The organism is Moorella naiadis (nom. illeg.) (assembly GCF_051020825.1).
Lineage (GTDB): Bacteria > Bacillota > DSM-521 > Neomoorellales > Neomoorellaceae > Neomoorella > Neomoorella naiadis.
This window is the reverse complement of record NZ_JAXGFQ010000002.1, coordinates 138,815-157,915: the sequence shown is the minus strand read 5'-3', so window position 1 is coordinate 157,915 and position 19,101 is coordinate 138,815. Positions and strand designations below refer to the sequence as shown.

17 protein-coding genes and 1 other RNA gene are annotated in these 19,101 nt (G+C 57.8%); all 18 read left to right on the top strand.

Translation table 11 applies throughout. The annotated features are described in order from the left end of the window. The first annotated feature begins 49 nt into the window (after window positions 1-49). The 18 genes from secD (at window position 50) to ade (ending at window position 19,101) form a co-directional block, all read left to right on the top strand. A complete protein-coding gene (secD, locus tag SDD30_RS02110; RefSeq protein WP_434073278.1) occupies window positions 50-1,339 on the top strand; it encodes a protein translocase subunit SecD in 1,290 nt (429 codons plus the stop codon). Continuing rightward, complete coding sequence (gene secF / locus SDD30_RS02105) at window positions 1,339-2,280, top strand: protein translocase subunit SecF (protein ID WP_434073277.1); 942 nt, start codon at window positions 1,339-1,341, stop codon at window positions 2,278-2,280. The genes secD and secF overlap by 1 nt, the downstream gene beginning before the upstream one ends. A 163-nt stretch (window positions 2,281-2,443) precedes the next feature. Next, window positions 2,444-2,962 carry a hypothetical protein gene (locus tag SDD30_RS02100; protein WP_434073276.1) on the top strand — a complete coding sequence of 173 codons (519 nt, stop codon included), beginning with the start codon at window positions 2,444-2,446 and terminating at the stop codon, window positions 2,960-2,962. A 121-nt stretch (window positions 2,963-3,083) separates the two neighbouring features. Continuing rightward, window positions 3,084-4,028, top strand: coding sequence for a cation diffusion facilitator family transporter (locus SDD30_RS02095; protein ID WP_434073275.1), 945 nt, complete (start codon window positions 3,084-3,086; stop codon window positions 4,026-4,028). A 22-nt stretch (window positions 4,029-4,050) separates the two neighbouring features. Further along, a complete protein-coding gene (locus SDD30_RS02090; protein ID WP_434073274.1) occupies window positions 4,051-4,377 on the top strand; it encodes a LapA family protein in 327 nt (108 codons plus the stop codon). Continuing rightward, window positions 4,374-7,163 (top strand): single-stranded-DNA-specific exonuclease RecJ, encoded by a 2,790-nt coding sequence (gene recJ / locus SDD30_RS02085; RefSeq protein WP_434073273.1) that lies wholly within the window; start codon window positions 4,374-4,376, stop codon window positions 7,161-7,163. Before SDD30_RS02090 ends, recJ begins: the two co-directional genes overlap by 4 nt. After that, window positions 7,132-9,285, top strand: coding sequence for a RelA/SpoT family protein (locus SDD30_RS02080; RefSeq protein WP_434073272.1), 2,154 nt, complete (start codon window positions 7,132-7,134; stop codon window positions 9,283-9,285). Before recJ ends, SDD30_RS02080 begins: the two co-directional genes overlap by 32 nt. Window positions 9,286-9,396: 111 nt before the next feature. Continuing rightward, window positions 9,397-9,846: a D-aminoacyl-tRNA deacylase gene (gene dtd, locus SDD30_RS02075; protein WP_434073271.1), complete on the top strand. Its 450-nt coding sequence runs from the start codon at window positions 9,397-9,399 to the stop codon at window positions 9,844-9,846. 23 nt (window positions 9,847-9,869) lie between these two features. Continuing rightward, on the top strand, window positions 9,870-10,493 hold the full coding sequence (locus SDD30_RS02070; RefSeq protein ID WP_434073270.1) for an MBL fold metallo-hydrolase: 624 nt from the start codon (window positions 9,870-9,872) through the stop codon (window positions 10,491-10,493). A 10-nt stretch (window positions 10,494-10,503) separates the two neighbouring features. Then, window positions 10,504-11,775, top strand: a complete 1,272-nt coding sequence (gene hisS, locus SDD30_RS02065) for a histidine--tRNA ligase (protein ID WP_434073269.1) — start codon at window positions 10,504-10,506, stop codon at window positions 11,773-11,775. Further along, the gene (aspS, locus tag SDD30_RS02060) at window positions 11,769-13,574 is read left to right on the top strand and encodes an aspartate--tRNA ligase (protein WP_434073268.1); all 1,806 of its coding nucleotides are present in this window, start codon (window positions 11,769-11,771) and stop codon (window positions 13,572-13,574) included. The genes hisS and aspS overlap by 7 nt, the downstream gene beginning before the upstream one ends. A gap of 133 nt (window positions 13,575-13,707) precedes the next feature. Beyond that, window positions 13,708-13,892, top strand: a non-coding RNA gene (gene ssrS / locus SDD30_RS02055) — 6S RNA. A 16-nt stretch (window positions 13,893-13,908) separates the two neighbouring features. Continuing rightward, window positions 13,909-14,622 carry a tRNA threonylcarbamoyladenosine dehydratase gene (locus SDD30_RS02050; RefSeq protein ID WP_434073267.1) on the top strand — a complete coding sequence of 238 codons (714 nt, stop codon included), beginning with the start codon at window positions 13,909-13,911 and terminating at the stop codon, window positions 14,620-14,622. 222 nt (window positions 14,623-14,844) lie between these two features. Then, window positions 14,845-15,138 (top strand): metal-sensitive transcriptional regulator, encoded by a 294-nt coding sequence (locus SDD30_RS02045; protein ID WP_434073334.1) that lies wholly within the window; start codon window positions 14,845-14,847, stop codon window positions 15,136-15,138. A gap of 30 nt (window positions 15,139-15,168) precedes the next feature. Then, the gene (gene trxA / locus SDD30_RS02040) at window positions 15,169-15,498 is read left to right on the top strand and encodes a thioredoxin (protein ID WP_434073266.1); all 330 of its coding nucleotides are present in this window, start codon (window positions 15,169-15,171) and stop codon (window positions 15,496-15,498) included. A 229-nt stretch (window positions 15,499-15,727) separates the two neighbouring features. Further along, entirely contained in the window at window positions 15,728-16,288 is a 561-nt protein-coding gene (locus SDD30_RS02035; protein ID WP_434073265.1) for a YdcF family protein, read from the top strand. A 257-nt stretch (window positions 16,289-16,545) separates the two neighbouring features. Further along, a complete protein-coding gene (locus tag SDD30_RS02030; RefSeq protein ID WP_434073264.1) occupies window positions 16,546-17,289 on the top strand; it encodes a GntR family transcriptional regulator in 744 nt (247 codons plus the stop codon). 48 nt (window positions 17,290-17,337) lie between these two features. After that, window positions 17,338-19,101 carry an adenine deaminase gene (gene ade, locus SDD30_RS02025; RefSeq protein WP_434073263.1) on the top strand — a complete coding sequence of 588 codons (1,764 nt, stop codon included), beginning with the start codon at window positions 17,338-17,340 and terminating at the stop codon, window positions 19,099-19,101.

The window sequence follows — 19,101 nt, the reverse complement described above, 5'->3', positions numbered from 1 at the left end:
GTTGCCTCTAACCTCCAACATCTCACTTCTCATAAGGGAGGCAGGAGTTTTGGCAGGGGGAAAAGGAGCGGGCGGTTTCTTTAAGCTGGTTGTGGTATTAATCGCCATCCTGGCGCTGGGATTTGGCGCCTTTAAACCTTTAATGCAAGCGATGAAACTGGGCCTGGACCTCAGGGGCGGGGTGCACATAGTAGCCCAGGCCCAGAGCACGCCGGACCATGCAGTAACCGCAGCAGATATGGCCGCCTTAGAACGGGTCATGCGGGACCGGGTCGACCAGTTGGGCATAGCCGAGCCGTTAATTCAAAAAGAAGGCAATGATCGCCTGATTATCGAACTGGCCGGCGTCAGCAACCCGGAGGAAGCCATCAAAATAATCGGCAAGACGGCCCAGCTGGAGTTCAAGACTAGTGACGGCCAGGTAGTAGTTTCTGGTAAAGACCTCAAGGATGCCAAGGCTATTATCGACCAGCAGACCGGGGAACCGGAGATTACCCTGCAGTTTAATGCCGAGGGCACCAAAAAGTTTGCCGACGTTACCCAGAAACTTGTCAACAATTACCCCTATGGGGATCCCAAGCGGGCCATCGGTATTTATTTAGATCAGCAACTCCTGACCAACCCACAGGTGAAAACGGCCATTCCCAATGGCACGGCCAGTATTAGCGGGGGTTTTGCCAACTTTAACGAGGCGGCCAACCTGGCAGCCTTGCTGCGAGGCGGCGCCCTGCCGGTACCGGTGCAGTTAATTGAACACCGGATAGTGGGGCCGACCCTGGGAGCCGACTCCCTGGCAAAAAGTAAAAACGCCATTATAGTTAGCATGATTCTCATTGCTCTGTTCATGCTGGTCATGTACCGCCTGCCGGGGGTAGTGGCCATCTTTTCCCTGGTGATCTATGCGCTGATTATCTTAACGGCCCTCTGGCTCCTGAAGGCTACCATGACCTTACCAGGTATAGCCGGTATTTTACTATCTGTAGGTATGGCCGTTGACGCCAATATTCTAATCTATGAGCGCCTGCGGGAAGAACTCCGCAATGGTAAAACCCTGCGGGCGGCCATTGATGCCGGCTTCCGCCACGCCTTTGTAACTATTGTCGACACCAACAGCAATTCTATCCTAGCGGCCCTGGTGCTATATTTTTTAGGCAGCGGCGCCGTCCGGGGTTTTGCTATCAACCTGGGCTTGGGTGTCCTGGCCAGCTTCTTTACAGCCGTTACTCTGACGCGATTTTTACTGCACCTGGTGGCAGATGTCCCATGGTTCCAGGGTTATGGTTTTTACGGGGTAAAAGGGCCTGACCAGCAAGTGCAAACGGTAAGGGGTGGGGCATAATGTATTTTGATTTCATCGGCAAGCGTAAATGGTGGTATGCTTTGTCGTTGCTGGTCATTATCCCGGGGCTGATTGCTATGGCCTTGCACCGGCCTATCCTGAACTTTGGGATTGATTTTACCGGCGGTAATATGTTAGAAGTAAAGTTTCACCAGACGGTAAATACAGCCCAGGTACGGGAGGTTATGGATAGTTTAAACCTAAACCAGAGTTCGATCCAGGAATCAGGCGCCAACGAATTCCTGATTCGCAGCAAGGAGCTTGATGATAACCAGGTCAAGCAGGTAACCAGCGCTTTGCAAGCTAAGCTGGGGCAGATGGAAGTTATCCGTAACGATCATGTCGGGGCTGTAATCGGGCGCGAGCTGGAAATTAAAGCCCTGGAAGCCATGGCCCTGGCCTGGGTATTAATGATAATTTATATCACCCTTCGCTTTGGTGATTTTCTTTCTGGGTTGACGGCTATTCTGGCCCTGGTCCACGACGTCCTGGTGGTGACTGGCTTCTTTGCTATCTTCCGCTGGGAGGTTGATAGCGGATTTGTAGCCGCTTTACTGACTATCATTGGCTATTCTGTCCATGACACCATTGTTATCTATGACCGGGTGCGGGAAAACTTGCGCCTGCGCAAACGAGAACCCTTCGAGGAGATAGTCAATAAGAGCATCATCCAGACCTTACGCCGTTCCATCAACACCGTAGCAACTGTAGTTATCGCCCTGGTGGCCCTGCTGGTCCTGGGCGGCGAATCCACCAGGGGCCTGGCCTTGGCCATGCTCATTGGTACCATTAGCGGTTGTTATTCCTCCATCTTTAATGCCAGCCCCCTGTGGGTTGATTTCCGGAATATGAGCCGGGAGCGCCACCGCCAGGCGGCAGCCATCCGGGCCGAGAGCAAAACTGTAACCAAAGCGAAAAACCGCAAGGCGACTTCCCATTAGGCCTTATAACCAGCAGCAGCTCAAGCAGCCCGATCAGCTATCTTAGACATCCGGCCAGCGTGTCGTCACCGGTGGGAACACCACAGCCTAAGTCCGTCCTTGGCTAGGGCCTTCATTTTTAGCCTGGCCGCGGTTATTATACTCCAGTTATCCAGGCTCCTGGTTGAAACCGGGAGCTTTCGTTTATACTAAAACTATGGCCATCGCTATAATTTCTTTCCTGGGCGGTTTGGGCTTTACCCTGGCCCTGGCGGCAGGTTTGGTACGGCCCTGGCGGGGGTTGTTCCTCCTCTGGGCCCTGGGGGTTTTTTACGGTTTAACTGGCCTTGCTCCAGGCTTGACGCCGCCTTACGTAGCGGTAATCACCGTGGTCGGGGCTTTGCTTATTGCTACCGGTGAACGCCTGGCCAGGTGGTGGCCGGCCTCCTCCCGGGAGGCGGTAGCAACTAGCGGCCAGCTCCTCCTGGCCGCCAGCGCCACCCTCCTCCTGGCCGGGGTTTTCCTGGGCCCCCTGTGGGGACTGGTAAGCGGTGGTGCCCTGGGTGCCCTGGGCACGGCCTATCTTCACCGTCGCTACCCGTTAGCTGCCATAGCTAGCGGACTGTTTCCCCTGATTTTGCGGGGAATCGCCCTGTTTTTAGTGGTAATCCTTCTCAATGGACGCCTGCTTGGCCTTTTTTAGGCTTTTTAATTGCATTTTCACGGCCAGCAGTGTAAAATTGGGTTAAAGCCTTATGGGCAGGGACTTCATCTATCCCGGATGGAGTCCAATTTTTTAATTTAAGCCGAGGGAGGAAGTCCGCATGGATGCCAGGGTTAGGGCCGCCAGGGTCTCGATAATTTCCAACATATCCCTGGTGTTGGGTAAGCTGATGATAGGTTACGGGATCCATTCCGTCAGCGTCATGTCGGAAGCCATCCACTCCGGATTGGACCTGGTGGCGGCCCTAATTGCCTACTTTTCGGTCCGCGTCGCCAGCAAACCGGCTGATGCCGAGCACCAGTACGGCCACGGTAAGGTAGAAAATATCTCCGGAACCATCGAAGCCCTGCTGATCTTTGTGGCGGCCCTCTGGATTATTTATGAGGCCGTCCGCAGGCTCATGACCGGCGGCCACCTGGTAACCAGCGCTTTGGCCGGGGCTGCTGTCATGGCTGGGGCGAGCCTGGTCAACTACCTGGTTGCCAATTTCCTGTTCCGGGTGGCCAGGGAAACGGAATCCGTCGCCCTGGACGCCGACGCCTGGCACCTGCGTACTGACGTTTATACTTCGGTAGGGGTCCTGGTGGGGTTGCTGGCTTTGCAGCTGACGGGTTTTCACTGGTTAGATCCCGTGGTGGCCCTGGTAGTGGCAGCCATGATCATCAAGACCGCCTACAGTTTAAGCCGGGAGGCCCTGTTACCCCTGATGGATACCAGTCTGCCGGCGGAAGAAGAGCAGATCATCAAAGAGATCATCGCCAGGCACGCTGATCAATACGTGGAGTTTCATAAACTACGTACCCGTAAATCCGGCCGCGAGCGCCAGATTGACCTGCACCTGGTAGTGCCCCGCTATGAACATATTGATTACGTCCACGACCTGTGCGAGCATATCAGCGACGAGATTAAGGCCTCTTTACCCTACACCCATGTCTTAATCCACGCCGAGCCCTGCACCTCAATCCGGGACTGCACGGTGTGCCGGGAATGTCCGGAGCAGGAAAAACAGCCTTCGAGGGCGAAATATAGGGAAGGTTGGCGGTAATAATCTCCGGGAGGAACGTGGTATGCAGATTTATTCGCTCCTGGCCATTCTCTTTGCCCTGCTGGTGGCCATCTTTGCCGTCCAGAACGCCGTGGCGGTCAACATCCGCTTTCTGGCCTGGCAGTTTCCCGAGATCTCCCTGGTTTTGGTAATTTTGGGTGCGGCAGCCTTCGGCGCCCTGGTCGTCTTTTTGCTGGGCCTGGTCCGGCAGGTACGGGCCAGCCGGGAGATCCGACAGCTGCGGCAGGAGAACCACCGCCTGGCTGCCAACCTGGCCCGCTTGGAACAGGGGACGCCGGCAGCGGCCGGGTCGGAAAACCCGGACATAGAAAGGAAGCAGGAGATTTGACGGCGCCAGTTTGGGAGATCCCGCCGGCCAGTTTGCCCGAGAGACTGGCCTTGGCCCGGGAACTACATATTGCGCCCATTACAGCCCAGGTGTTGCTGAACCGTGGCCTAACGACAGCGGTGGCAGCCAGGGCTTTTTTACAGCCTGATCCGGCCAACATCCTCCCGCCGGAGGCAATCCCCGGCCTGGCCGCTGCCCGGGACAGGTTAGTTCAGGCCATAACAGCGGGGGAAAGAATCTTAATTCATGGTGACTACGACGTTGACGGCTTGGCGGCCACGGCCATTCTGCTGGAAACCCTGGCCCGGCTGGGGGCTACCGCTGAGTATTACCTGCCCGACCGCCTGGCTGAGGGCTACGGTCTGAAAAGGAACGGCCTGGACCGGGCCCGGGCCAGGGGTTGCCGGCTGCTGGTGACTGTTGATTGCGGCATTACCTCCCTGGAAGAGGCGGCGGTGGCCCGCCGGGAGGGCCTGGAGTTGATCATTACCGACCACCACCAGCCGGGAGCGGAACTACCAGTAGCAACGGCGGTAGTTAATCCTCTCCTGGCGCCAGAGATAACCCCCCTTTGTGGCGCCGGGGTGGCTTTTAAACTCGCCCAGTCCCTGGCGAACTCCTTTAACCTGCCCTCCGCCGTAGGGGTGGCGGCCGGCTGGGCCTTGGACCTGGTAGCCTTGGGAACCATTGCCGACGCCGTGCCCCTGCAGGGGGAGAACCGGCTGCTGGTCCAGCTGGGCCTGCCGGTACTGGCGGCGACGCGGCGGCCGGGGGTCAGGGCACTGGCTGAGGTAGCGGGTCTGCCTGCCGGCAGCTGGAGCGCCCGGCAGGTGGCCTTCGGCCTGGTTCCCCGATTAAATGCCGCCGGCCGGATGGGCGCCGCCGACCCGGCCCTGGAACTGTTGCTGACCAGTTCACCCCAGCGGGCCCTGGAGCTGGCCCAGCAGCTGGAAAAAGAGAACCAAACACGCCGGCTGCTGGAGGAAGGCGTTCTGACAGCCGCCACAGAGATGGCCGTCGCGGCCAGGGCCCGGGGAGAGAAAGCTCTGGTCCTGGCAGCCCCGGATTGGCATCCCGGGGTGATCGGCATTGTCGCCGCCCGCCTGGTGGAACGCTTTCATTGCCCGGTAATCCTGATTGCCCTGGCCGGGGAGAAGGGCCGGGGCTCGGGACGCAGTATCCCGGGGGTTAACCTGCATGAGCTGCTGTCCCGGTGCCGGGCGCACCTATTGGCCTTCGGTGGCCACTGCCAGGCAGCCGGCCTGGAGGTTGCCGCCAGGGAAATTCCCGCCTTCCGGGCGGCCTTCAACGCCGCCCTGGCAGGTCAAGGAATCGAACCGCAACCGCCGGCGCTCCAGGCCGAGGCGGAGGTCCTCTTGAGCCACCTCGACTGGCAGCTCCTGGCAGAACTGGAGCAGCTCGCCCCCTTTGGTGAAGGCAACCCCCGGCCTATCCTCGTCGCCCGCCACGCCCAGATCAGGGCCGCCCGCCAGGTCGGTAAAGAGGGTGCCCACCTGAAGATGACTGTAGCCGGCGAGGGACGGGAGATAGGGGCCATCGGCTTTAACCTCTCCCTGCCGCCGGGCCTTGCTCCCGGTCGGCCGGTAGATCTGGCCTTTTTCCTGGAGCGTAACACCTACCGGGAACAGGAGGAACTCCAGCTCAAGCTGGTGGACTTGGAACCGACGCAACCTGAGGTGAACGTCGCGGCCGGGGCCGGGGAACTAGTAGCCGCCACCGGTGAAGGCGGAACGCTACCGACCTGGGGCCGGCGGCTGCAGGAGTTATCAGCTGCATCTGGCCGGCGGGTGCGGGTAGTGCTGGCTACGACTACCGCCGTCCGTCAGGCCTACAACGGCTGCCGCCGCTTTTTTCCCCCGGCGGAAACCTGGCGGCCCCTGGGCCCCTGGCTGGGCCGGGCCGGGGTCGCGGGCGTCCTGGAGCGGGCTACGGGGGTAATTACCTGCAGCCCCTTCTGGCCGGCGACTTCCCCTGATGGGGAGGTTTCCCTATTTTCGCCCCTAGTGCAAGGAAATCAGCCACAGGGACAGCTGCTGCAGCCGGCCGCTGATCCAGCCACCTGGGAGTTTTGGCCGGAATTGCTGCCTTTTTTGACGGCTAGCCTGGAACAGGACCGGCGGATCCTCCTCTATGTTACCCAGAGCCAGCTCCCCGGGATGGTAAGCCGTCTGGCCGCAGCCCTGCCCGGCCGGCTGGTGGCGGTGGATACCTATGGCGATTACCGGCAGTTTCTCCTGGCCCGGGAGGGGGCCCTGGCCGGCCGGCTGCCGCTGCTGGTGGCCCGGCGGGAGGTTCCGGCCTGGTTTTACCCGGCCGATCTGGTGGTCTTTACCTACCAGCCCGGGAGCCAGGAGGAGGTGGAACTCGCCCTGCCGCCCGGAGAGCAGCTACCCCGGGTGGCTATCTGCCGGCCGGCCGGGGAAAGACCAACCCCGGATTTACGCCAGGAACTGGCTGCTTTTTACCGTCAGTTACAGCGCCGGGCTAACCGCGGCCGCGATCTTTACATACTTAATAATAAGGGTTATCATCAATTATGTTACCTGGCTATCTTTGAAGAACTGGGCTTAATCCGGGTCACCGCCACCGGCCGGGGTTTACTGGTCCAGCCCCTGAAAGTAACCGCCAGGCGCGACTTGATGGCCTCCAGGCGTTACCAGCAATTAGAGGCCGAAAGGGAGCTGGCCCGGGAATTCCAGCGGCAACTACCAAGAAAGGAGGTGCGACAGGGCGATGAATCTACAGGAACTGGAGGAACAGATTAAAGAGTACCAGCCCGGGGCTAACCTAGAACTGGTACGGGATGCCTACATCCTGGCAGCGACAGCCCACCGGGGCCAGAAACGGCGTTCCGGGGAGGATTACATCACCCATCCCCTGGAGGTGGCGGCCATCCTGGCGGAACTCCAGCTCGATGTAGTGACCATCGCCGCCGCCCTCCTTCACGATGTAGTTGAGGATACTCCTATCAGCCTGGACACCATCAAACAACTCTTCGGCGACGAGGTGGCCCTGCTGGTGGACGGGGTCACCAAGTTAAGCCGGCTGGAATATAAGACCAAGGAAGAGCAGCAGGCGGAAACCCTGCGCAAGATGTTTCTGGCCATGGCCCAGGACATCCGGGTTATTCTAATTAAATTGGCCGACCGCCTGCACAATATGCGGACCCTGAAGTACCACCCGGTAGAAAAGCAACAGGAGATTGCCCGGGAGACCCTGGAGATCTACGCTCCCCTGGCCCACCGCCTGGGTATCTTCCGCCTGAAGTGGGAGCTCGAGGATCAGGCCCTGCGCTACCTGGAACCGGAAAGCTATTATGAGCTAGTCAACAGCATCAACATGAAGCGCCGGGAACGAGAAGAGTATATCCAGCAGGTGGTTGAAGTCCTGCGGCAGAAGATGGATGAGGCCGGTATCAAGGCCGACATCCAGGGGCGGCCGAAACACTTTTATAGTATCTACAACAAGATGGTCAAGCAGGGCAAGGAACTGAGCGAGATCTACGACCTTATCGCCGTGCGGGTCATCGTCGATACCGTCAAGGACTGCTATGCCGTCCTGGGCCTGGTCCACGCTATCTGGAAACCCATCCCGGGCAGGTTCAAGGATTATGTGGCCATGCCCAAACCCAATATGTACCAGTCCCTGCATACGACAGTCATCGGCCCTAACGGCGACCCCTTTGAGATCCAGATCCGGACCTGGGAGATGCATCGCACCGCCGAGTATGGCATTGCCGCCCACTGGCGCTATAAAGAAGGTGACGGCGGTTCCGACCGGGAATTCGAGCAGAAGCTGACCTGGCTGCGCCAACTCCTGGACTGGCAGCGGGAGATGCGCGACCCCCGGGAATTCATGGAATCCCTGCGTATTGATTTCTTCTCCGACCGCGTCTATGTCTTTACCCCTAAAGGGGACGTCGTCGAGCTGCCGGCCGGTTCGGTACCCATTGACTTTGCCTACCGGGTGCATACCGACGTCGGTCACCGCTGCACCGGCGCCCGGGTCAACGGCCGCATCGTCCCCCTGGACTACCAGTTGAAGACCGGCGATATCGTAGAGGTCCTGACCACCAAAGGCAGCCGGCCCAGCCGGGACTGGCTGCATATCGTCAAGACCTCCCAGGCCAAAAACCGCATCCGCCAGTGGTTCAAGAAGGAGGAACGGGAGAAAAACCTGGTTCGCGGCCGGGAACTTCTGGAAAAGGAGTGCCAGAAGCAGGGTTTTGACCCGGAGGAGATCCTGAAAACCTCCCTGCTCCAGGAGGCGGCCCGTAAATTCAACCTGGCCAATGTAGAGGACCTTTACGTTACCGTGGGGGACGGTGTTCTCACCCCCTTCCAGGTCCTGGGACGCTTGAAGGGGGAGGAAGAAACGCCGGATGCCGAAGCGGTCAAGAATACCCTCAAGCCCTGGAGCGGCTTCGGCCGGCCTTCTCACGGGGTCCGGGTGAAGGGCGTCGATAACCTGGATATCCGCCTGGCCCATTGCTGCAACCCCCTGCCCGGCGACGCCATTATCGGTTATATTACCCGGGGCCGGGGGGTCACAGTGCACCGGGCCGACTGCCCCAATATCCAGCACCACCAGGAGACAGAGGGAGAGCGGATCATCGAAGTCGCCTGGGATAATGACGCCGAGGCCACCTATCAAGTGCAGATCGAAGCCCTGGCCCTGGACCGGCCCAACCTGGCCATGGACATCATGGCCGCGGTGGCCGATACCAAGACCATTATCAATTCCATCCATGCCCGGGCCACCCGTAACGACCAGGCCCTGGTGGACTTAAAGATTGAAATCCGCAGCCTGGAGCACCTCCACTACATCATGGATAAAGTGCGCCGGATTCGGGATGTAACAGAGGTGAAAAGGGTGGTCCCTGGATAAGCCCCGAGCGACCAGATGGGTAAATTGTGTTGTAGCGGCAGGATGCTATTGGAAGGTTTTTTGCTAGCAGTTGCGGTCTATTTGTGATAAACTGCAGGAGAGGTTATTACCATGCGAGCGGTAGTCCAGCGGGTCAAGAGCGCCCGGGTGACGGTGGCCGGGAAGGAAATCGCCGCTATCGGCCCAGGCCTGCTGGTTTTCCTGGGCGTCGGCCTGGAGGACGGGCCGGATGACGTCAACTATATAGCCGACAAAGTAGCCAACCTGCGCATCTTTGCCGACGCAGACGGCAAGATGAACCTGTCCGTCCGGGACACCGGCGGCGAAGTCCTGGCCGTTTCCCAATTCACCCTTTACGGCGACTGTCGTAAGGGCCGCCGGCCCGGTTTTAGCGCCGCGGCGTCGCCGGAACAGGCCCTGGCCCTTTACCGGCAGTTCGTCACCGCCCTGGTGGACCGGGACCTCAAAGTGGCTACCGGCCAGTTCCAGGCCGCCATGCTGGTAACCCTGGCCAACGACGGCCCGGTAACTATGCTCCTGGACAGCCAGCGGCTGTTTTAAAAGTATATGAAGGAGGCCAACCGATGTTCCTGAAGACCCTGGTGGTAGGTCCCCTGGGAGCCAACTGCTACCTCATTGGCTGCCTGGAAACCAAAGAAGGGGCCGTAATCGACCCCGGCGCCGAAGGGGAACGCATCCTGGCGGCGGCCCGGGAGGCCGGCCTGGCCATTAAGCAGATTATCAATACTCACGGTCACGGCGACCATATCGGCGCCAACGCCACTATAAAAAAGGCTACCAATGCTGCCATTTTAATCCATAAACTGGATGCCCCCTGTTTAAACGACCCGGGTGCTAACCTTTCTTCCCTTATAGGTTTTAGGGAAACGAGTCCCCCGGCCGACCGCCTCCTGGAGGAGAACGACACCATCAACGTCGGTAAGACTATAACCCTGAAGGTTATCCATACTCCAGGCCACACCCCTGGGGGAATCTGCCTGCAGGGGGAGGGGCTGGTCTTTACCGGGGATACCCTGTTTGCCGGTTCCATCGGCCGCACCGATTTCCCCGGGGGCTCCTTCAGCCAGTTAATTAGCGCCGTCAAAGAAAAACTCTTTACCCTGGATGATGAACTGGTGGTTTATCCCGGCCACGGCCCGGCCTCAACCATCGGCGTCGAGCGAGTGGATAACCCCTTTTTTGCTTAGGAGGCCTGTCATGTTAACCAGTCGCCCGCGGGGTACGGAAGATATCCTGCCGGAGGAAATGGACCGCTGGTACCTCCTGGAGGCTACGGCCCGGGAGGTCAGCCGGCTCTATGGTTACCAGGAGATCCGCACGCCCATCTTTGAACATACCGAGCTCTTTAACCGTGGTGTCGGCGCTACCAGCGATATCGTCGAAAAGGAGATGTATACCTTTACCGACCGTGGTCAGCGGAGCCTGACTTTACGGCCGGAAGGCACGGCGCCGGTAGTCCGCGCCTTTGTAGAGCACAGCCTGGAGGCCCGGGGCCTGCCAGTCAAACTCTTCTACTTGGGGCCCATGTTCCGCTACGGCCGGCCCCAGGCGGGACGGCTGCGCCAGTTTCACCAATTCGGGGTGGAGGCCTTTGGCTCCCAGGATCCGGCCCTGGACGCCGAGGTGATCGCTCTGGCCATGGACTTTTACCGCCGCCTGGAACTGGAGAACCTGGAGCTGCATCTGAACAGCGTCGGCTGTCCCAACTGCCGGCTAGCCCACCGGGAGCAGCTCCAGGCTTACCTGCGTCCCCGCCGGGAAGAACTCTGCCCTACCTGCCAGGGCCGCTTTGAACGTAACCCCCTGCGCATCTTTGACTGTAAGAGCCCGGCCTGCCAGGAGATTATCGCTGGGGCGCCGACGGTGGCCGCTGCCTTGTGCCCGGACTGCGCCGTCCATTTCCAGCGGGTGCAGGGGTATTTGCAGGCCCTGGGCATCCCCTTTATCCTGGACGAGCACCTGGTCCGGGGGTTGGATTATTACACCAATACTGCCTTTGAGATTATGGTTGGTGGTATCGGCGCCCAGAGCTCCATTGGCGGCGGCGGGCGTTACGACGGCCTGGTGGCGGAGCTAGGCGGTAAACAAGTGCCGGGCATTGGCTTCGGCCTGGGCCTGGAGCGGGTCCTCTTGGCTCTGGCGGCCCAGGAGCGGGAGCTGCCCCGGCCGGGGGGCATCGATGTCCTGGTGGTGACGGCCGGTGCCGGGGTGGATACGGCAGCCGTCCGTCTCCTGGCCGACCTGCGGGCCGCTGGTATCCAGGCCGATAAAGATTACCTGGAGCGCAGCTTGAAAAGCCAGATGAAGTATGCCCATCGCTACCCGGCCCGGCTGGCGGTAATCATGGGCGAGGAGGAACTGGCCCGGGGCCGGGCTGCCGTACGGCGCCTGGACACCGGCGGCCAGGAAGAGATACCCCTGGCCGGGGTAGTTGATTATTGCCGCAAAGAGAAGGAGAGTGGATGGTAGTGGTCGAAGGTTTGGCCGGACTCCACCGCAGTCATGGCTGCGGTGAGTTGACGGCAGCGGATGCCGGCAGGGAAGTCACCATCATGGGCTGGGTCCACCGGCGCCGGGATCATGGCGGCCTGATTTTTATTGACCTGCGGGATCGCTCCGGCCTGGTACAGGTAGTCTGTGACCCGGAGGCCGGGCCAGCCTTTCCAAAAGCGGAAGAGGCGCGTAACGAGTATGTCATCGCCGTGGGGGGCAAGGTCCGCCTGCGGCCGGAGGGAACGGCCAACCCCAAACTGCCCACGGGTGAGATCGAAGTCCTGGCCCGGGAACTGCGCCTGTTAAACCGGGCCAAGACGCCGCCCTTTTATATCGAAGACAACATTGATGTGGATGAAACCCTGCGCCTGCGTTATCGCTACCTGGATCTGCGGCGGCCGGAGATGCGGCAAATAATGCACCTGCGCTACCGCACCACCAGGGCCATCCGCAACTTTTTGGATAAACACGGCTTCTGGGAAATCGAAACCCCCATGCTGACCCGCAGTACCCCCGAAGGAGCCCGGGATTTCCTGGTGCCCAGCCGGCTGCGGCCCGGGGAATTCTTCGCCCTGCCCCAGTCGCCCCAGCTCTTCAAGCAGATTCTCATGGTGGCCGGGATGGAGCGTTACTTCCAGATCGTCCGCTGCTTCCGGGACGAGGACTTGCGAGCCGACCGCCAACCGGAGTTTACCCAGCTGGATATGGAGATGTCCTTTATCCAGCGGGAGGATATCCTGCAGCTGGTAGAGGAACTCATGGCTTATGTTTTCCAGGAGACCCTGGGCGTAAAACTGGAGCTGCCCCTGCCGCGTCTCACTTACCGGGAGGCCATGGCCCGCTACGGCTCTGATAAGCCGGATATCCGCTTTGGCATGGAGATCGTCGATGTCTCAGACCTGGTGACCGGCTGCGGCTTTAAGGTTTTCGCCGGTGCCGTAGCTGGGGGCGGGGTAGTCCGCGGCATCCGCGTGCCCGGGTGCGCCGGCTACTCCCGCCGGGAACTGGATGAATTGACCGGGCAGGCCGCGGTCTTTGGCGCCAAAGGCCTGGCCTGGATGGCTTTGACTACCGAGGGTGTCCGTTCCCCCATCGCTAAATTCTTCACCGCTACCGAGTTGGAAAGCCTGGTGGCCCGCCTGGAGGGGCAAACCGGCGACCTCCTCCTCTTTGTGGCCGATGCCGAAATGACGGCCGCCACGGCCCTGGGGGCCCTGCGCCTGGAGATGGGCCGGCGCCTGCATCTCTTTGACCCGGAAGAGCTGGCCTTTACCTGGGTGACGGAGTTCCCCCTCCTGGAGTACAGCCCGGAGGAGAAACGCTATGTGGCCGTGCATCACCCCTTTACCATGCCCATGGAGGAAGACTGGCCCCTATTGGACAGCGACCCCCTGCGGGTGCGGGCCCTGGCCTATGACCTGGTGTTAAACGGCGTGGAACTGGGCGGGGGCAGCATCAGGATTCACCGCCGGGACATTCAGGAGAAGATGTTTAATCTCCTGGGCTTTACCTCGGAGGCGGCCCGGGATAAATTCGGCTTCCTGCTGGATGCCTTTGAGTACGGTACCCCGCCCCATGGCGGCATCGCTTTTGGGCTGGACCGGATGCTGATGCTCATGTCCCGGCGGGAGACCATTCGCGACTGCATCGCCTTCCCTAAGACCCAGAGCGGCACCTGCCTGATGACCTACGCTCCCTCCCGGGTTGCCCCGGAGCAATTGCAAGAACTGCACCTGCGGACCACGGCCCGCCTGGCCGGCGAAGCTGGAAAGTAAAAGGGGCAACACCCCGATAACCAGTAATAACCGGGGAAATTGGCAGCAACGGCAAGGGCTCAGGTACTTGCAAAACCTTTAAGTTTGTGTTAACATCAGTGGTGTCAAAGGAAAGCAGAAGGAAAGTACAAAGTTTACCCTGCGATGTTCGTGAAGAGCCGTGAAGTTTTGAGCCAACACCAAAACTTAGGGAACCTGATATCCGGTCATGGCTTGCAGGCCCCAGTTTTCAGGGGAAGCAAAAAGTGGTCGTGGAGGTACCCACCTGCTGAGAGCAGGTTCAAAAAACACGGTATTCACGGCATTTGTGGGGTTTTTATTTTGGGGTGACCCAGTGGAGAGTTTCTGGTCCCGTACGGAAATGCTTATCGGCGCTGCCGGCCGGGAGCGCCTGGCAGCAGCGCGGGTAGCAGTTATCGGCACCGGCGGAGTCGGTTCCTTTGCTGTTGAGGGGCTCGTCCGGGTCGGCATCGGCTACCTGGAATTGGTGGATCCGGATGTCGTCCGGCCCAGCAATCTGAACCGCCAACTGCCGGCCCTGCAATCCACCCTGGGACAGCCCAAAGTGACCGTTCTAGCAGCACGCTGCCGTGATATCAACCCGGAAGCGACCATCGTTCCCCGGCAGGAAGCCTACAGCCCGGCAACGGGCTCTAACTTTGTCCGGCCGGACCTGGACTTCCTGGTCGACGCCATCGACAGCCTGGGGGCTAAAATTGACCTTCTGGCTAGGGCCGTTAAGGGCGGCCGGCCTATTGTCAGCAGCATGGGCGCCGGTAACCGCCTGGATCCCACCCTGCTGCGGGTGGCCGACATTAGCGCCACCCGGGGCTGCCCCCTGGCCCGCCGGGTCCGCCGGGGCCTGCAGGCGCGGGGTATCGTAAGGGGCCTGACGGTGGTCTACTCAGAGGAGCCGCCCCTGGCGACCGGGTCGCTGCCGGTGCTGACGCCGGGTGAACGGCAACCCCCGGGCAGTATGATCTTTGTTCCGGCCGTGGCCGGTCTGCTCTTGGCCAGCCTGGTGGTGAGATTAATCTTAAATCCTTGATATCGCAGCAGTAACCACACAGCCTGCCTGGCCAGACAGCCATACAGTGAAGCCAGTTAGATCCATGCGGTAAGCTAGGTTTCGCGGCAGTTATGGTATATAGCGTCGGAATGGCTAAAAGTGGCGGTGGTCTGTATTTAACGGTAGCAGTAGGTAGTTGCCCTGGACCGGGAAATACATTATACTGGATCGGGGTATATCCCGGGAAAGGGGGCGGAGATGATGAGCAGAATACCTGGCGAAGAGAGTTCCTATGCACCCCAGCGGGACGATTTGCTGCTGCGCCTGCGCAAGATTGAGGGCCAGGTCAAAGGCCTCCACCGCATGATTGAAGAGGACAAGTACTGCGTCGATATCCTGATTCAGATAGCAGCCGTCCGGGCGGCCTTAAAAAAGGTGGGCAGCATGATCTTTGAGGCCCATGTCCGGGGCTGTGTCCGCACGGCAATAGTCAACCAGGCAGATAAGGAGATCATCAGCGAACTTATAGACGTTTTAAACCGCTTCATTGGTTAAAAATTAAAAACCAGAGGGGAGAAGATTAGTATGGCGGCACCCAATATTATTACCTTGACGGATGCCAATTTTGAAGAGGAAGTGCTGAACGCCACCACCCCGGTCCTGGTTGATTTTTGGGCCGCCTGGTGCGGTCCCTGCAGGATGATTGCCCCTATTGTGGATGAGCTGGCCGGCGAATACGGCGACCGGTTAAAAGTCGCTAAGCTCAATGTAGACGAGTACCCCAAGATACCCGCTGACTATGGTATCATGAGCATCCCAACCCTGGTCCTGTTCAAAGGGGGCGAGGTTGCGGCCCGTACAGTGGGCTTCCAGACCAAGGAGAAACTCGCCCAGATGCTGGAGAAAAACATATAGGGTCAGATTAGTCCAGGTAGGAAAAAACCCCGGGACCAGATAAGTGGTGCCCGGGGACTTTTGTTTGGTTCTATCCGGAAGCCTTGGAAAAAGGCAGGGAAAATTAAAATAGTGGCGAATGAATTAAGAGAAAACCTCAAACAATCCACAATGCCGCGGCAGGTAACAACGGATAGTGCGAGAATAGAGGGTATGGATTTGGTAAACGGATCAAAGGACTTCAGGCGCAATGATTAAAAAAGCAATTATCACTGCTGCAGCGGCCATTATTATAATAATGGGCCTTATGTATGGCTATATCGAATGGTATGGGCATACCAGCGAGCCCCGGCCTGCCGATGTCCTGATCGTACTGGGAGCGGCCGTTTGGAGCGGTGGCCCCAGCCCGGCCCTGCTGGAACGTGTCTCCCTGGCGCAAGAGCTTTACCAGAATGGCTATGCCCGGGCAATAATTACGACGGGCGGGGCCGGCAGTTTAAACCCTGTACCGGAAGGTGCTGCAGCCAGGAACGTACTAATCGCCGCCGGTGTTCCGGCCGGGGCAGTGGATGCAGAGACCAAATCAAGTAACACCAGGGAGAATTTAGCTGAAGCGCAAAAAATTATGCTCCAAAATGGTTGGCGGAGGGCCATTATTGTCACCCATGATTATCACCTGCTGCGGGCCATCAGGGAAGCCGAACGTTTGGGAATAGAGGCCGATGGCGCCGGAGTTCATCAAACGGCCATGTTCAGGCCGCCCCTTGTATTACGCGAGGTACTGGCCAATATCGCCCGAACCTTTACCTGATTCACCCCCGGCTAAAACCGGGTTTCATTGCGCATTTTTTAGATAAAGGCTGCATAAATCTCATGGAGAGAAACCAATAATATACAAAAGATTGCGAGCATGGTCTTCAAAGTAATTCTCCTTAAGCATCAGAAAAAAGTCCTATCCGACCATAAGTTTTTTGCAAAAAAAGAAATGATACTTGATGATTATGAAAAGATAGGTTATACTAGAGTTAGTAATACTTATTACCTACTTTTTTGTTTAGGGAGGTTACCGTGACTGATTTTCCCAACTTTGCCGCCCAGACTCTTGATCGACAAATTCAGAAAGCCCTGTTGCAAATGATGCGCGCTGGAGCCTTTAAAGACACCGGCAAGCTACCACCAGAAGAGGAACTGGCGAGGGAACTGGGTGTCAGTCGGACAGCCGTCAGAGATGCCTTGGCGGCTTTGGAGGTCGAAGGCTTTATCAGTCGTCGGCGGGGGATTGGCACCGTCATCAACCAGCCGGTACTGGCGATAACCGGTCGCCTCGATTTGGAAATGGAGTTCCTGGATACCGTGGCCGAGGCTGGTTATCAACCGGCCATCGCTTTTGCCCGGCCTTTCGTCACGGAAGCAACAGAAGTGGTAGCACAAAGGCTACAAATTCAAGAAGGCGCTAGGATTTACCTAGTGGAACGTCTTATCCTGGCCGATGCGACGCCGGTAATCTTTTGCCGCGATCATTTTGCTTATGATTTAATCAAAGAATTTTCTTACTGTGAAAAAGACCTACAAGAGCCAATTTTTAACTTTATAAGACGTTACTGTCACCAAGAAGTAGTTACTGATTTAACTGAAGTCATACCGGCCCAGGCAGATGAACGGATTGCTTCCTTGCTTGAGATTAAGTTCGGGGACCCCATCCTGCACTTGGATGAAGTAGGTTATAACCAGGATCAGTGTCCTATCCTGTGGTCACAGGAGTATTACCGTTTGGGTATTTTACGCTTTACCCTATTACGCCGGAAGATATAGTCGATTTGCTTTTATCTATATCATATGTCTAGATGCGGAGGCGACAAAGTGATAACTCAAAGTGTGAGGCAGCTCAAGGAGAACCTGGCTGTTGCTGCCGGAGAAAAATCTGCTGATTTATTGTTAACTAATATCCAGGTGGTTGATGTCTTTACGGAGACCATTTATCCCGGTACGTTAGTAATTAAGAACGGGCGTATTGTGGCAGTAAACCCCGGTTTCCAGATTAAAAGCATCCAGATCTACGATGGTGGGGGCTCCTATGCTATACCCGGTTTTATGGACGCTCATGTACATATTGAGCCCACTCTTTTAACTCCGGAAACCCTGGGAGCGCTTACCGTACCCTGCGGTACCACGGCACTCTTTGTCGATGCCATGGAAATTGCCAACGTCGCCGGTATAGAGGGTTTAAGGGCGCTGACGGCAACCAGCCAGGCACTGCCCTACCACTTATTCCTGGAAGTGCCTTCGCGGGTACCTACGGCGCCGGGCCTGGAGACAACAGGCGGTATCCTCGGCCTGGCCGAGGTGGAAGCGCTGCTGGATGAGCCGCTTGCCGCCAGCCTGGGTGAGATGGACCCGGCTAAAGTTTTAAACTACCAGGAAGAATACCTGGCCAAAATCATCGCCGCCAAGAAGCTCTGGCGCCGGGCCAACGGCCATGCCATAGGCCTTAATTGGGAGCAACTCAACGTTTACGCCTGCGCCGGGCTGGCAGACGACCATGAGTGCACTGAATATGAGGAACTGCTGGAGCGATTAAAGTTGGGGATGGTGGTTATGCTCCGGGAGGGAAGCACTGAACGTAATGTTGAAAAGCTCATCAAAGGCGTCATAGCTAATAACCTGCCGACCACCAATCTTATTTTCTGTACCGATGATAAGCATGCAAACGATATACTCGCTGAAGGCCATATAAATTTTAATGTCAATAAAGCTATCGCCCTGGGTTTATCACCTATTAAGGCTATTCAGATGGCAACTATCAATATTGCCAGGCACTTTGGCTTGCAGCAGGAACTTGGTTCGCTGGCACCCGGCCGGCAGGCCGATATCATTCTCTGCGACACGTTAACAGCAATTAAGCCGCGGACTGTTTTCTTTAGAGGACAGCTAGTAGCTAAAGAAGGCCAACTGGTAATAGATTTGCCGGTCGGTTCTTACCCGGAGTTTCTTTATCATACTGTTAAGGTACCGGAAAGTTTTAATGAAGTTTCTTTGCAATTAACGGCCAAGGGTTCTACGGTCCGGGCCAAAGTAATTAATCTTTATCCCGATCAGATTATCAATTATCAGACTATAGATGAGTTGCCGATAGTTGACGATAAGGTACAAGTAGATACCGAAAGGGACATTCTGAAACTGGCAGTCGTGGAGCGTTATGGCCGCGGTGGCCGTGTTGGCCTGGCCTTTGTACGCGGCTTCGGATTGAAAAAGGGTGCCCTGGCTGCTTCTGTAGCCCATGACCATCACAATATCGTCGTCGTCGGGGCCAGCGACGCTGATATGTACCTGGCTGTACAGGAGATAGGCCGCCTTCAGGGGGGCTTGGTAGCAGTGACCGACGGTCAGGTGGTGGCCAGTCTGCCGCTACCTATCGGCGGTTTGATGAGCCCCTGGCCGCCGGAACAAATCCTGGCAGCCATGGCAAAACTGAATGCTGCTGCAACTGCTCTTGGTTGCACGTTGCCAGCTCCCTTTATGACTCTTTCCTTTATTTCCCTGCCTACTGTACCCCAGTTGGGTTTAACAGATTATGGGCTCGTCGACGTTATGAAACGGGAACTGGTATCTCCCCTGGTTGATTAG